Here is a 13,303-nt window from a genome sequence, read left to right as displayed (position 1 = left end):
CCTTACAACCCTCAAGCCATCCGCACCCGGCTCGCGTGCGCCGCCATCTGCCCCGCCGTCCACAGCGCCTCCCGCGTGTGCTCCAGCAGCAGCTCGGCCACCGAGCGCCCCCTCACCCGCTGCCGCAGATGCTCGGAGGTCAGGGCGGCGGCCGCCTCCACCTCCCAGGCCGCGAGCCGGGTCAACCCGGCGTCATCGGGCGGGGCAGGCGTGCGGGTGGCGGCGGCGATGTCCGCCCACAGCACCCGCTTGCGTGCGGTCAGCCCCGCCACCAGTGCAGCGATACGCGGCGACGGCTGCCCATCCGCCAGCGCCAGCGCCGCCCGCACGCTGTAATGCGGCCCCTCCTGCGCGTCGTGCAGCAGCCGGGCGAGGTCGCTGGGCGGCAGGGTCACCCCGCTCACCGCGCCAACCGGAAGGTGTCGCCGTCGCGCACGAGCTGCCCGGCCTCCAGCATTCGCCGGGTCACGGCCTGCACCTGCTCCTCGGAGAGGGGCGAGAGGCGGCGCAGTTCCTCGGCGGTGAACTGCCCGCCCCGGCGGTAGGCGACCTTCAGCACCATGCGCTCCTGCACGTCCCCGCGCTTCGCCTGTCCCTCGCGCGAGCCGAACGAGCGCCACACCAGCCAGCCCACCAGCAGGCCGATGAGGACCGCGACCGGGATCATCCGGGCGGCGAACTCGGGATCGGCGATGCTCAGGGCAAGGACGCTGAGGTTGTCCTGGGCGGCCCGCACCGCCGCCGCGCTCGCCCCGCCCGCCTCCAGGTCGCGCACGTCGCCGCGCTCGCGCAGGTAGCGCATCACGCCCGCCGTGTCCCCGCGCACGTAAAAGGCGCTGTAGGCGATCAGGGCCGCCGAGACCCCGGTGAGCATGGTGACGAGCAGGCGCGGCGCGTTCATGGCCCCATGCTAGCCGCTTGCCCCCGCCCGGCGCGGCGGCCCGGCTCACCGTCGGGCACGGGGGGCAGGCACCGCCCCGCGCTACCCTGCCGCATGGCTCTCTTTCGGCTGGATGGCAAACGCGCCCTCGTCACGGGCGGCAGCAAGGGCATCGGGCGGGCGGCGGCGCAGGCCCTCGCGGAGCTGGGGGCTTCCGCGACCCTCGCGGCGCGGGGCGAGGCCGCGCTGCGGGAGGCGGCCGCCGAGATTCCTGGCTCGCGCTGGGTGGTGGCCGACGTGGGTACCCCGGAAGGCGTGCGGGCGGCGGTGGAAGCAGCGGGCGAGGTGGATATCCTCGTGAGCAACGCGGGCGGACCGCCCCCCAGCCTGCCCAGCGAGGTGACCGAGGAGGGCTGGCGGCGCGGCTTCGAGACCACCTTCCTCTCCACCGTGCGCCTCGCGGAGGCCGCGTTGCCCGGCATGCGCGAGCGGGGCTGGGGCCGCATCATCGCGGTGACCAGCCTGACGGTGGGGCGCCCCTCGCTGACCCTCCCGGTGAGCAACGCGATGCGGGCCGCCGTCACCAACCACCTGCGGACGCTCGCGCTGGAGGTCAGCCGCGACGGGGTGACCTGCAACACCGTCGCTCCCGGCTACACCGCCACCGAGCGCCTGGGGGCCCTGCACGCCGACCCGGCGGCGGCCGAGGCGCTCGCGGGGCGCATCCCCGCCCGCCGCTTCGGTCAGCCGCTGGAGGTGGGTGCGGCGGTCGCCTTTCTCGCCACGGCGGAAGCCGGATACATCACCGGGCAGGAGATTCTGGTGGACGGCGGCTGGAGCATCTGATGGGGATTCCTGATAATCCGTTACCCTTTTTCCTTCTCCCTCTGCTGGCGCAGCTCTGCGGGTCCGGTCGGGATTCACAATGACTCCAGAACTGTTCATCCGGAATCCGTATGAGGGAGGACAAGGCAGAGGCCCCGCCGCACTCCTCGCACGGCGGGGCCTACTCGCGGGTCTGGAGACTCAGAGGCGCAGCAGGGGGCCGTAATCCACGGTCGTGCCGCCCGCCGTGCTGGCGCTCAGGCCGTCCGGGAAGAAGCCGCCCCTGGTCTGTCCCTGGCTCAGGAAGACGATGTTCGCCACCTGACGCGGCGTGCGGCTGAAGGCCACCCCGTTCGCGTCGGTGGGGACGATGTTCGCGCTGCGGGCGGGAACCCCCGCGTTGCCGGTCGCCGTGACGCCCTGGTCGCGGTCATCCGCACCGTCCACCGAGTCCCGCAGGTTGCTGATCGCCTGCACGACCGCTTCCACGTTCAGCCCTGCGGCGGCGGCCTCGCCCCGGCGGCGGTAGAGCTGGGTGCGGATGGACCCGGCGTGGTAGGCCTCGACCGCCAGAATTCCGGCGGCCTGTTCAAGGTTGCCGTTCGCGCTGTCGTCGAAGATCAACCGGGCCGCGCCCTTGTAGGCGGTCACGCCCACGTCCTCGAAGACGAACGCCCCGTGCAGGAAGAACAGCTCGTTGGCGTAGGGGTTGAAGCCCGTGATTGCCCCGTTCGACGCCGCCCGGCCCGCCGCGTCGAAGGCCGGGCCGAGGTCCAGCCGGGGCTGCGTGACGGCGCCCGTCTTCAGCACCTGCCGGATAAACCGCACGTGCGCCAGCTCGTCGTCGGCGATCTCGTGGGCCATCGCCAGCATGTCGCCGGTCAGGCCGGGCACGGTGGCCCCGCCGCGTCCGCTGAAGCCCGCAGGCAGGATGACCTTGCTCGCGTCGCCGCCCGCCGCCGTCAGCTCGTCCAGGCGCCCCACCGCCGCGAGGTAGAAGGCGGCTTCGAGGTACTCGAGGTTGAGGGCGAAGTTGAAGATCGCGGCGTCGAGGTTCGCCTTGCGCGGCGTCGTGGCGATCACGTTGGTGCAGCCGGACAGCACGGCGCCCGCGCCCATCAGGCCAGCCATCCCCAGGAACTTGCGTCGGGTGCTCGTGCCTTGCGTATCGTTGCTCATGTCAGGGTCCTCCGGGAGGGAAAGGGGCAAAGGGACGGTTCAGCGGCCACCGAAGACCAGCACCCACCTGCCGGAGCAGGCGGGGGGCCTGTCCGTGTTCAGGGAGGTCGGGGGTCTTCAGGAGCGCTGTATCCCGGCCAGGGAGGATTGGATCAGAGCCCGTGCGACGGTGAAGAGGAGATGAAGCCCCCGTTCGGTCAGAGCGGTTGCACGAACAACGGCGTGGTCGTGGGCTGGGGACTGCCTCCGGGCGGCTCCACGCTGACGGCCAGGGTGGAGCCGGGGGCCAGGGTCACCAGCAAGCCGCGCTCGAAGACGCCCAGCGAGACGGGCGTGCCGTTCTCGATCCGCCACAGTTGGTAGGTCCGCTCGGGGGGCAGGGGGCGCGACAGGTGGACGTAGACCCGGCCCTCCGGCAACTGCACCAGTGTTCCGACGCGCTCGCCGTCCGATTCCAGGGACCGCTCGACGGCGCCGGGCGTCTCCAGGTACGCCTCCAGCGGGTCGGGCTGCGGGCGCGGCAGCAACACGAAGATCAGGGCCAGCGCGGCGACGAGGGCCACGGCGACGGGCCAGCGGCGTGGCGGGCGGGCGGGCGGGAGTGGGGTCGGGACCGCTCCCTGCACAGGTGACCCCTCCGCCCGCACCCGCGCCAGCAACGCCTCCCCGGCGCCTGCGGGTACAGGCACCGCCGCCGGGTCGAGGTCGTCCAGCAGCAGCGCGAGCGCGTCCAGGTCCGCCCGCAACTCGGCCCGCAGCGCCGGGTCGCGGTCCAGTTCGGCCTCGACCCGCGCCGCCTCCGCCGGGGAGAGGGTCCCCAGGGCGTAGGCCAGCAGGTCGTCGCGGTCGGGCGTCATGGGGTCTCTTCTCCTTCCTCCGGGCGCAGCGCCCCGCGCATCCGCTCCAGGGCCGAACGCAGGCGGGACTTGACCGTGCCCAGCGGCAGCCCGGTCAGCGCGGCGAGTTCCGAGTGCGAGTGCCCCCGGTAGTACGCCAGTTCGATCAGCTCGCGCTGCGCGGGGTCCAGCACACCCAGGGCGCGGCCCGCCAGCAGCTTGCCCTCGTGGTCGGGGGCGGGGGTGGGCGTGTCCCAGTCTCCGAGCTCCAAGCTCAGGTCCGGGCGGTCGCGCAGGTGCTGGAGAAAGCGGTGATGCGCGATGCTCACCAGCCACGTTTTTGCCCGTGCCCGCGAGGGGTCGAAGCGGGCTGCGTGCCGCCACGCATTCATGAAGGCGTCCTGCACGCAGGCATCCACGTCCTCACGCTGGCGCAGCATCCGGTAGCCCAGAGCCGTCAGCAGCCGCGCGTAACGGGCGTGCAGCTCTACCAGCGCGGCCTCGTCGCCCCCGGCCATCTGCCGCAGCAGCGTCTCGTCGGTGGGTTCGGCGGGCGGCTCGGCGGACATGGGGTGCGGGCAGGCTAGCACCTGGGGCCGGACCGGGTTACGGACGGTCGCGCACGTCCTCCAGCCCGGCCCGCAGTTCGTCGGTCACGCTGCGGGTGGTACGGCGAAATTCGCGCAGCGCCTGGCCGACACTCCTGCCGAGTTCGGGGAGCTTGCGGGGGCCGAACACCAGCAGGGCGACGACCACGATCAGCATCAGTTCGGCGGCTCCGATATTGGGCATACAGGGTCTCTCCTCTCGCCGCCCGTGGGGCGGGTCACCCGGCTGTATGCACCCAGAGCCCCGACTGGATGACCCTGGGCCGGGCACCTTCAGACTTGATGAGGGTGCGGCGGGCATCCAAAGGCGGCGCGGGTGCATAAGCCCAGGCAGGACCGGAGCGCCTTGCCGCATACCGTCCCCCTCATCCCGCCGCGTTACCCTGAGAGGTCCCCGGCGGAGCCCTGTCTCCCGCCCCCACCCTGCTTTCCCCTCCGGAGGTTTTCCCATGCCCGGTCCGATGGAACTGATCCTGATTCTGCTGGTCGTCGCCCTGATTTTCGGGGCCAAGAAACTGCCTGAACTTGGCAAGGGGCTGGGCCAGGGCATCCGCGAGTTCAAGAGCGAGACGCGCGACCCCGCTCCGCCCCCCCAGGCGACCACGCCCCTGAGCGACGTGACGGTCACCGACGTGCAGGCCCGCCCGCTGGACGCTGACCCCGTCGCGGCGGCCCCCGAGCGCGACCACCGCGCCTGATCCCAGGAGGCCTGCCCAATGACGAGGCCCGTGTCTCCTCCCCCGCCGGGTGAACTCCACAGTGCCCCGCTGCTGGACCATCTGGAGGAACTGCGTAAGCGGCTGATCTACAGCCTGATCTTTCTGGCCCTGGGCATGGTGGCCGCGTTTCAGTACCGCCTGCAACTCATCGAGCTGATCAAGGGGCCGCTGCGCTACTCCGAGCAGTACCAGGCGAACAACGTCCAGCTCGTCACCGTGAACCTGGCCGACCAGTTCCTGCTAAGCCTGCAACTGTCGTTCTGGGCGGGGCTGGCGCTGGCGCTCCCGTTCATTCTCTGGCAGGTGTGGGCCTTTATCGCGCCGGGGCTGTATGCCCACGAGCGGCGCTGGGCGCTGCCCTTCATCGTGGGGGCGGGGCTGTCCTTTCTGGCCGGGGCGGCTTTCGGATACACGTTCGTGCTGCCCGCGATGGTGCGCTTCCTGCTGGACTTTCTGGGCGGCACGGTCCAGCAGATGCAGAGCCTGGCGAACTACATCGGCACGATCACCAGCTTTCTGGTGGCCTTCGGGCTGGCCTTTGAGATGCCCATTCTGGCGGTGATCCTCACGCGCATCGGGCTGGTCAATCACGTGATGTTGCGCCGGGCCTGGCGCATTGCCCTGGTCGTGGTGCTGCTGTTCGCGGCCTTCATCACGCCGACGCCGGACCCCATCAACATGCTGCTGGTGGGCGTGCCCCTGTACGCCCTATATGAACTGGGCATCCTGCTCTCGCGCCTCTTCCGGGTGGTGCCGCAGGAGGACGAGGCCGCGCTGGGCGCCTGAGTCTGCCCTCCCCCCTTCCCGGAGCCCGGTCCCCGCAGGCCGGGCTTTGTCTTTGCCGCGCCTTCACGGTCCCATTCGCTCTACACTGCTCCTGACTTATGGACCCGGTATTCCTTCAGATCGGCAATTTCACGATTGCCTGGTACGGCGTGCTGATCACGCTGGGCATCGTCCTGGGGCTGCTGGTCGGCACCCGGCTGGCCCGTCAGCGCGGGCTGAACGTGGACCTCTTCAACGACATGGTGCTGTGGGCGATCATCTGGGGGCTGGTGGGCGCCCGCATCGTGTTCGTGGCGACCTCCTGGGAGCAGTTCGCGGGCACGCCCATGCCCCGGCTGCTGCTGGACATCATCAACCTGCGCCAGGGCGGCATCTCGATTCACGGCGGGCTGATCGGCGGGATTCTGGTGCTGGTGTATTACGCCCGGCGCTACCGGCTGAACTTCTACCGGTACGCCGACCTGTTCGTGCCCGGCGTGGCGTTCGGCATCATCGGCGGGCGCATCGGCAACATCATGAACGGCACCGACACGGTGGGCCGGGTGACCGGGTGGCCGGTCGGCTACCGCTGGCCCGATTCCGCCCGCGCCTTTCACGAGGGCATGTGCATTCCCAACCCCAACCCCGACATGGACCTCTCGCGCTACTGCCAGGAGATCGGCGGGCAGCTCGTGATGACGGCGCCCGTGCACTTCACCCAGCTTTACGGCGTGTTCATCGGCATCGTGCTGAGTATCGCCGCCTACTTCTGGCTGCGCTCGCGCAAGGCAGGCTGGGCCTTCTGGCAGTTCTGGCTGTGGTACTCCATCCTGCGGGCCGGGCTGGAGGAAACGTTCCGCCTCAACCCGCTGGCGATCAAGACCTATCTCAACCAGGGCCTCGACGCCCCCGGCATCGGCCTGTGGACCGACACACACATCATCAGCGTGCCGCTGATCCTGCTGAGCCTTTACATGCTGATCAAGATTCGGCGCCAGCCCGATACGGTCACTTCTGCCCCGGCAGCGGCGGCCCCCCAGCCGGACATGCGCTGAGTGAAGCGAGAGCAAAAAGGGCGGGGCGGTGGTGCAGGACAGGCCACCGCCCCGCCTCCTGTCTTCCATCCCCCCGGCTGAGCGACCCGGCAAGGCCCCTTCATGCGCCTCGCAACCAGGGCCGGGGCCGGGCGGGGGACACTCGGCGGGCAAGGAGGCTTTCCCATGAAAAACAAGGACACCCATCTGGACCACGTCGACCAGCTTCGCAAGGCGGCCAAGAAGGGCCAGCACGATCTCGAGCGCGAGATCACCAAGGCCGTGATGAAGCAGCACGCCGAGACCGCCGCCCTGATCGCCCGCCAGCAGCACGACATCCGCGAGCTTCAGGGCGAGGTCACGGCCCTGCGGATGCAGAAAAAGGGCGGGGGCGGCTTTCCCTGGACGCTGGTGCTGCTGGGGGGCGCGGGCTACGGCGCCTACATGCTCTACCAGAAGAACCCCAGCCTTCAGCAGCAGGTGCAGGGCCTCCTGAAGCGCGTGAACCCCGGCCCCGAGGGCAACGTGACCCGCGCCGGGGACGCCGTGAAGACGGGCGTGTCGGACATGACGCGCGGCGAGTCGCCCGCCGCCGCCTTCCAGACCGCCGGGGGCGAACTGCGCCGGGGCGGCGAGAAGCTGGTGGACCGCGTGGAGAGCAACCTGCGCGATGGGGAGCCGGGCCGCTGAACCCTGCCGGGACCCAGGAGCCGCAGCCGACGCGCTGCGGCTTTTTGCTGGCGACTGGAAGCTGGTGGCTTTCCCGTACACTTCTGAGCGGACAGGTGAACTTGAATGACACAGATTGAACGTCCGCTGGACGTGGTGATTCTCGCGGCGGGGCAGGGCACCCGCATGAAATCGGCGCTGCCCAAGGTGTTGCACCCCGTCGCCGGGCGCCCGATGGTCGCGTGGGCGGTGCGGGCGGCGCAGGCGCTGGGAGCGCGGCGCATCGTCGTGGTGACCGGGCACGGGGCCGAGCAGGTGGAGGCGGCCCTGCAACAGCCCGGCGTGGCCTTCGCGCGGCAGCATGGGCAACTCGGCACCGGGCACGCGTTTCTTGCGGGGGCCGACGCGCTGTCTGACCAGGGTGACGCCGACATCCTGGTGCTGTACGGGGACACGCCGCTGCTGCGCCCGGAAACGCTGCGGGCGCTGCTGGACGACCACCGCGCCCACGCCTCGGCCTTCACGATCCTGACGGGCGAACTGCCCGACGCGACCGGCTACGGACGGATCATCCGCGACGCGGCGGGGAACGTGGAGCGCATCGTGGAGCAGAAGGGGGCGACTCCCGAGGAACAGGCCGTGCGCGAGTTCAACTCCGGCGTGTACGTGATGGACGGCCGCGCCCCCGCACTCGCCCGGCGCATCACGAATGACAACGCGGCGGGCGAGTACTACCTCACCGACCTGCTGGCGCTGTACCGGGCCGAGGGCGCGGCGGTGCGGGCCTTCAAGCTGGACGACCCCGACGAGGTCATGGGCGCCAACGACCGCGCGGGGCTGGCCGAGGCCGAGGCGATCCTCCGGCGCCGCATCAACGCCGGGCACATGCGGGCCGGAGTCACGATGCACGACCCCGACTCGGTCCGAATTGAGGACACCGTGCGAATTGGCCGTGACGTGACCCTGGAACCCGGCGTGATCCTGCGCGGGGACACCCGCATCGCGGACGGCGTGACGGTCGGTGCCTACAGCGTCCTGACCGACTCGGTGCTGGAAGAAGGCGCGGTCGTCAAGGCCCACTCCGTGCTGGAGGGTGCTCATGTCGGCCCCGGCAGCGACGTGGGGCCGTTCGCCCGCCTTCGCCCCGGCACGGTGCTGGAGGGGGACGTCCACATCGGCAACTTCGTGGAGACGAAGGCGGCGCGGCTGGGGCCGGGGGTCAAGGCGGGGCACCTCGCCTACCTGGGCGACGTGGAGATCGGCGCGGAGACGAACGTGGGCGCTGGGACCATCGTCGCCAACTTCGACGGGGTGAACAAGCACCGCTCCACCGTTGGTGCGGGCGTGTTTATCGGCTCCAACTCCACCCTGATCGCCCCGCGCGTGGTGGGCGACGCGGCCTTTATCGCGGCGGGCAGCGCCGTCCACGAGGACGTGCCCGAGGGCGCGATGGCCGTTGCACGGGGCAAGCAGCGCAACGTGGAAGGCTGGAGTCGCCGCTACTGGGGCGGGATGCGCGAGAAGGTCGGGCAGAAGCTGCCGTGGCTGGCCGGGTGGCTGGAGCGGCAGGGCTAGAAAGCGGGAAGACGAGAAGCGCGGGACACTGGAAGCCTCCCCCAGAGTCCCGCGCTCCTTTACCGGCAAATAAAAACCGCCCAGGCTGGGCGAGGCCATGTCTCTACGTCAAGGGTGCGACCGGGGGAAAGAGGCTTATTTCAGGGCATTCAGGAGCGCCGCGAGGCCCGTCAGCAGGGTTCCGAACGCTGTCACGAGAACAGCGACTTCACCCGGCTTCCATTGCCTGCGCGAACGCTTGGGTGTATCCTTACGGTGTCTAGCCATAAGGATTCACCTCCTTTCTGCACCCGGACTGCAACTCCGGGTGCCTTTGCATTCCCGTGTTGCGCCCCTCCCCTCCCGGTTGTCATGCACCCCGTCCCACGGGGGGACAGCGCCACTGTACCGCAACAAAAGAGGCCCGGACGCGGCGAATGTCCGGGCCTCTCTCCTGCTCCGTTTACCCCCCCCGCGCCGCTGCCAGCCCCTCCACATAGTCGCGGTCTTCCACCCGCTGCACGGTGGGGTTGAGGAGTTGCACGGCGCAGATCAGCACGACCAGCAGGCCCATCCCCGCGATCACCGGGCCAGGGGGCAGGCTGGTGGACAGGGCGCTCACGAAGGCCATGCCCAGCGGCACGGTGACGCGGCCCACCACCCGGCGCACGGCAAAGACCCGCCCCTGCATCTCGCGCGGCACCTGCGACTGCCAGATGCCGCCGCTGTGGGCATTGGTGATCGGCATGACGAACACCGTCAGGGCGAAGGCCGCCGCCGTCAGGTACAGGTTGCCCGACAGCCCCATCAACACGAGTCCGGCGCCCGACACCAGCGCGGGCAGCAGGATGCCCAGGATGCGCCGCTGCTTCAACCCGCCCCAGGTGCTGATCGCCAGCCCGCCCAGGAACATCCCCAGGCTGGTCACGGTCTGGATGATCGCCAGGGTCGCCGGGAAGCTCAGGCCCCGCGCGGTGCGGTCGGCCTCCAGCGTGAAGGTGGTCAGCAGGGTCTGATACACCGGAATCGCGGCGGTGGCGAAGTTCAGGGCCGCCGCCACGATCAGCAGTTGCAGCAGCGGCGGGCGGCGCAGCAGGTAGGTCCAGCCCAGGCGGGTGTCGGCCTTGAGGTTGGCGGCCGCGCTGCCGTGGTTCTCGGCCGGAGGCGGGCTGGGAATCGCCAGCCGCGCGAGAATCAGGGCCGCCACCAGGAAGCTCACCCCGTCCACCAGCAGCGCGAAGGGCACCCCCTGCGCCAGCGGCGCGAGACCCCCAGTCCAGCCCAGCAGCGCGGGCACGCCGACCAGCAGGGTCGCCAGCGTGGGCGCGAGCAGGCTGGAAAACTGCCGGGTGGTCTGCATCATGCCGTTGGCGCGGGTGAGCTGGCCCTCGGGCACGATCATCACGTAGCTGCTTTCCAGCGCGGCCTCGTGGAAGTGGCTCAGCGACTGGGTGACGATCACAAAGGCCAGCAGCAACCAGAAGGGCACCGTCATTCCGAACATCAGCGCGGCCATGCCCAGCGTGAGCAGGCCCGACACCACGCCCGCGAGCAGCATCACCCGCTTGCGGTCGGTGCGGTCGGCCACCGACCCGGCAACCGGCGCGAGCAGCACCGCGCTGAGGGTGGACGCGATGGCGAGGGCGCCGAGCGCCAGGGCCAGCGGCGCTTTCTGGTCCTCGCCGGGGTAGAGCACCTGCGCGACATACACGTTCAGGGCAAACCACGCCACGTAGGACCCGATCAGGCTCACCGACTGCGATCCCCACAGCAGCAGAAACGTCCGCCAGCCCGCCGGGGCGTGTTGGGAGGGAGATGTCATGATGCCCGGCAGTTTAGAGGCTGACCTGTGATGACGTGAGGAGATTCTGGGAGGTGGGCGGGGCTGATTAAGACGGGGTTGGTCAGGCGACCCTGGGGCTCTCCAGCACGGGCTGCCGGGGCTGAATCAAGCCGCGAGCACTCTGCCGGATGGCGGGGCAACGGCCAGGCCGCCCTACCCTGCACCCATGCTGACTGAACTCCCCACCCCGACCCCCGAGGCCGGGACCCTGCTGGCCCGCGCCATGTTCCCCGATCCGGAACGTATCGCCCGCACGTTGGAGGTCTACCGCACAGACCCGGAGCGCCGGGTGTTCGTCTGGACAGAGGGAGACCGACTGGTGAGCGCGGCGGGCCTCCGGACCCAGGGCGAGACCGCCGAGGTGCTTCACCTCGCCACCCGGCCCGGCGAGGAGGGACGCGGATACGCGCGGGCGCTGCTGCACGCGCTGGCCGGGCATCTCGGCGCCGAGCGGCTCGTCGCGGAGACAGACGACGGGGCGGTCGGCTTCTACCGCCGGGCCGGGTTCGAGGTCACGCCCGCTCCACCCAGGGGAGGCCGCGCCCGGTACCGGGTCACGCTTCGCCGGGGGTAGAGATCGGCGCCTGAATACCGAACGCCTCCCACGCGGCCCGCAGGTCGGGGTGGGGAATCAGGAGCCGGGCCTCCGGCGAGGCCATCCAAGCGATCATCCACCGCGCACCCGCCAGCAGCCCGCCGTCCAGCGCCCGCCGCAGCTCGGCGCCGTAGGGCGGCACCCCGCCCTGATCCCATTCCAGCTTATCGGCCAGAAAGACCGTGAGGTCGAGCGGCGTGGGCCGCGCGTGCAGGGTGGTGTGAACGCGAATGGCCTGAAGCACCGCCGGGTCGTGGACCCCGTAGCGCCGCCGGGCGATGACCACGCTCAGGCCCGCGTGCAGCAGCAGGGGCACCTGCCGCTCCTCGGGGCACACGGGCAGCCCCAGCCGCTCGGACAGGGGCAGCATCGCCTCGCGGGGCACACTCCCGCCGAGGTCGTGCAGCAGGGCCGCCTCCTGGGCGAGGGCGGGATCAACGCCGAACCGCCCGGCCAGCGCCTCCGCCTCCCCGGCCACGCGCGGCACATGTTCGCGGATGATGGTCTTTCCACAGGCCGCGAGCAGGGCGTCCACGTCGGCGGCGAGGTCGGTCAAGTCCCGCCCCCGGTACGGCGCGGCGTCCCGCAGCGGCTCCGGCCAGAGGTCCTCCCAGGTCACCCTCACCCGGCCCGGAGCTTCTTGCGTTCCTCCACGGCGAGCCTGTCCACCCGCTCGTTCTCGCCGTGCCCGTTGTGGCCGCGCACCCACACGAAGGTCAGCGCGTGCGTCTGCGCCTGGGCGATCAGCTCTTCCCAGAGGTCCCTGTTCTTGACCGGATCGCCGCCCGCCGTCTTCCAGCCGTTGCGCTGCCACTTCAGAATCCAGCCGTCGGTAAAGGCCTTGCGCAGATACTGGCTGTCGGTCACCACCCGCACCTGACAGGGCCGTTTGAGGGTTTTCAATCCCTCCAGCAGCCCGCGCAGCTCCATGCGGTTGTTGGTGGTGTCGCGCTCGTTGCCGCTCAGGACGAGTTCCTGCCCTTTGTAGCGCAGGATGGTCGCCCACCCGCCGTGTCCGGCCCCGGTGTCGCAGGCCCCGTCGCTGTAGAGGTCCACCTCCTCGCCCGCCACCGGGACCGCAGGCTGGATGCCCGCCTTGATGGGGAGGAGGTCGCGGGCGGCGTCCTGCGCCTTCTGGGCGGCGGACTTCTTGAAGTGCGGCTTCCCGCCGGGGCGCGTCATAACCCCGGAACTGTAGGCACCCCGCAGCCGTACTGTCAACATGACCCTCCCCGACCCCCGCTCCCCGACTTCCGCGCCCAACCTGCGCGGTGATCCTGGCGTGATTCCCGAGCCGGAGCGCACGCCCGCGCTGCTGATTCACCTCTCGCCTTTGCTGGGGCTGGTGCTGCCGGGGCTGGGCAACGTGCTGGGGCCGCTCGCGGCGTGGCTGGGGTACCGCGACCGCCACGCGGTGCTGGACGCGCAGGGCAAGGAGGTCGTCAATTTTCAGATCAGTGTGTGGCTGTACTCGCTGCTCGCGGGTCTGCTGTTTTTCGGCCTGTTCAGCCTGGGGCTGATCGGCGGCGCGGCGGGGGCGGCGGCGGGCAGCCCGGACCTGGGGGCCTTCGCGCTGTTCGGCAGCCTCGCGGCCTTCTTCGCTTTTTTCATTCCGGCCAGCCTGGTGCTGTGGGCCTTTCCGCTGGTGGTGATGCTGCTGGCGGTCATCCGGGTGAACCAGGGGCGGACGTACCGGTATCCGCTGAGCATCCGCTTCATCCGCTAGGCGGCGTGTGGCGTGCCACTTGTGGACGGGCCAGAGCCTCCGCTTCGGTTTCCCACGGGCCACAGGCGAC

17 protein-coding genes are annotated in these 13,303 nt (G+C 70.5%); 8 read left to right on the top strand and 9 right to left on the bottom strand.

Annotation, left to right across the window (positions count from 1 at the left end; translation table 11 throughout):
• Nucleotides 1-11: 11 nt before the first annotated feature.
• On the bottom strand, nucleotides 12-395 hold the full coding sequence (locus C3K08_RS02655; protein ID WP_104991876.1) for a hypothetical protein: 384 nt from the start codon (nucleotides 393-395) through the stop codon (nucleotides 12-14).
• Between the two features lie 5 nt (nucleotides 396-400).
• Nucleotides 401-901 carry a hypothetical protein gene (locus C3K08_RS02650; protein WP_104989916.1) on the bottom strand — a complete coding sequence of 167 codons (501 nt, stop codon included), beginning with the start codon at nucleotides 899-901 and terminating at the stop codon, nucleotides 401-403.
• 93 nt (nucleotides 902-994) lie between these two features.
• Here C3K08_RS02650 and C3K08_RS02645 point away from each other — a divergent pair, with 93 nt between their 5' ends.
• Nucleotides 995-1,726, top strand: a complete 732-nt coding sequence (locus C3K08_RS02645) for an SDR family oxidoreductase (RefSeq protein WP_104989915.1) — start codon at nucleotides 995-997, stop codon at nucleotides 1,724-1,726.
• A gap of 180 nt (nucleotides 1,727-1,906) precedes the next feature.
• Here the strand turns inward: C3K08_RS02645 and C3K08_RS02640 are convergent, their stop codons facing one another.
• The 4 genes from C3K08_RS02640 to C3K08_RS02625 form a co-directional block, all read right to left on the bottom strand.
• Nucleotides 1,907-2,884 (bottom strand): ferritin-like domain-containing protein, encoded by a 978-nt coding sequence (locus C3K08_RS02640; protein ID WP_104989914.1) that lies wholly within the window; start codon nucleotides 2,882-2,884, stop codon nucleotides 1,907-1,909.
• Between the two features lie 197 nt (nucleotides 2,885-3,081).
• Entirely contained in the window at nucleotides 3,082-3,741 is a 660-nt protein-coding gene (locus C3K08_RS02635; protein WP_104989913.1) for an anti-sigma factor domain-containing protein, read from the bottom strand.
• Nucleotides 3,738-4,289, bottom strand: a complete 552-nt coding sequence (locus C3K08_RS02630; RefSeq protein ID WP_104989912.1) for an RNA polymerase sigma factor — start codon at nucleotides 4,287-4,289, stop codon at nucleotides 3,738-3,740. The genes C3K08_RS02635 and C3K08_RS02630 overlap by 4 nt, the downstream gene beginning before the upstream one ends.
• A gap of 37 nt (nucleotides 4,290-4,326) precedes the next feature.
• Nucleotides 4,327-4,512, bottom strand: a complete 186-nt coding sequence (locus C3K08_RS02625; RefSeq protein WP_104989911.1) for a twin-arginine translocase TatA/TatE family subunit — start codon at nucleotides 4,510-4,512, stop codon at nucleotides 4,327-4,329.
• Between the two features lie 265 nt (nucleotides 4,513-4,777).
• On the opposite strand from C3K08_RS02625, the gene tatA reads away from it, so the two are divergent.
• From tatA to glmU, 5 genes are all read left to right on the top strand, one after another.
• Nucleotides 4,778-5,026, top strand: coding sequence for a twin-arginine translocase TatA/TatE family subunit (gene tatA / locus C3K08_RS02620; RefSeq protein WP_104989910.1), 249 nt, complete (start codon nucleotides 4,778-4,780; stop codon nucleotides 5,024-5,026).
• 18 nt (nucleotides 5,027-5,044) lie between these two features.
• Nucleotides 5,045-5,833: a twin-arginine translocase subunit TatC gene (gene tatC / locus C3K08_RS02615; RefSeq protein ID WP_104989909.1), complete on the top strand. Its 789-nt coding sequence runs from the start codon at nucleotides 5,045-5,047 to the stop codon at nucleotides 5,831-5,833.
• 98 nt (nucleotides 5,834-5,931) lie between these two features.
• Complete coding sequence (lgt, locus tag C3K08_RS02610) at nucleotides 5,932-6,867, top strand: prolipoprotein diacylglyceryl transferase (RefSeq protein ID WP_104989908.1); 936 nt, start codon at nucleotides 5,932-5,934, stop codon at nucleotides 6,865-6,867.
• A gap of 165 nt (nucleotides 6,868-7,032) precedes the next feature.
• Complete coding sequence (locus C3K08_RS02605; protein WP_104989907.1) at nucleotides 7,033-7,536, top strand: hypothetical protein; 504 nt, start codon at nucleotides 7,033-7,035, stop codon at nucleotides 7,534-7,536.
• A gap of 105 nt (nucleotides 7,537-7,641) precedes the next feature.
• Complete coding sequence (glmU, locus tag C3K08_RS02600) at nucleotides 7,642-9,090, top strand: bifunctional UDP-N-acetylglucosamine diphosphorylase/glucosamine-1-phosphate N-acetyltransferase GlmU (protein WP_104989906.1); 1,449 nt, start codon at nucleotides 7,642-7,644, stop codon at nucleotides 9,088-9,090.
• Between the two features lie 442 nt (nucleotides 9,091-9,532).
• On the opposite strand, the gene C3K08_RS02595 is transcribed toward glmU, so the two are convergent.
• Nucleotides 9,533-10,891 carry an MFS transporter gene (locus tag C3K08_RS02595; protein ID WP_104989905.1) on the bottom strand — a complete coding sequence of 453 codons (1,359 nt, stop codon included), beginning with the start codon at nucleotides 10,889-10,891 and terminating at the stop codon, nucleotides 9,533-9,535.
• 187 nt (nucleotides 10,892-11,078) lie between these two features.
• Here C3K08_RS02595 and C3K08_RS02590 point away from each other — a divergent pair, with 187 nt between their 5' ends.
• Complete coding sequence (locus C3K08_RS02590; protein ID WP_104989904.1) at nucleotides 11,079-11,486, top strand: GNAT family N-acetyltransferase; 408 nt, start codon at nucleotides 11,079-11,081, stop codon at nucleotides 11,484-11,486.
• On the opposite strand, the gene yqeK is transcribed toward C3K08_RS02590, so the two are convergent.
• Together yqeK and rnhA are read right to left on the bottom strand one after the other, a co-directional pair.
• On the bottom strand, nucleotides 11,467-12,132 hold the full coding sequence (gene yqeK, locus C3K08_RS02585) for a bis(5'-nucleosyl)-tetraphosphatase (symmetrical) YqeK (RefSeq protein ID WP_158679818.1): 666 nt from the start codon (nucleotides 12,130-12,132) through the stop codon (nucleotides 11,467-11,469). The genes C3K08_RS02590 and yqeK overlap by 20 nt on opposite strands.
• Nucleotides 12,129-12,689, bottom strand: coding sequence for a ribonuclease HI (gene rnhA, locus C3K08_RS02580; protein WP_104989902.1), 561 nt, complete (start codon nucleotides 12,687-12,689; stop codon nucleotides 12,129-12,131). The genes yqeK and rnhA overlap by 4 nt, the downstream gene beginning before the upstream one ends.
• A 40-nt stretch (nucleotides 12,690-12,729) precedes the next feature.
• On the opposite strand from rnhA, the gene C3K08_RS02575 reads away from it, so the two are divergent.
• Nucleotides 12,730-13,233, top strand: a complete 504-nt coding sequence (locus C3K08_RS02575) for a DUF4870 domain-containing protein (RefSeq protein WP_104989901.1) — start codon at nucleotides 12,730-12,732, stop codon at nucleotides 13,231-13,233.
• Nucleotides 13,234-13,303: the final 70 nt, after the last annotated feature.

The sequence above is a fragment of the Deinococcus sp. NW-56 genome, assembly GCF_002953415.1.
Lineage (GTDB): Bacteria > Deinococcota > Deinococci > Deinococcales > Deinococcaceae > Deinococcus.
This window is presented reverse-complemented; position numbering and strand designations above follow the sequence as displayed.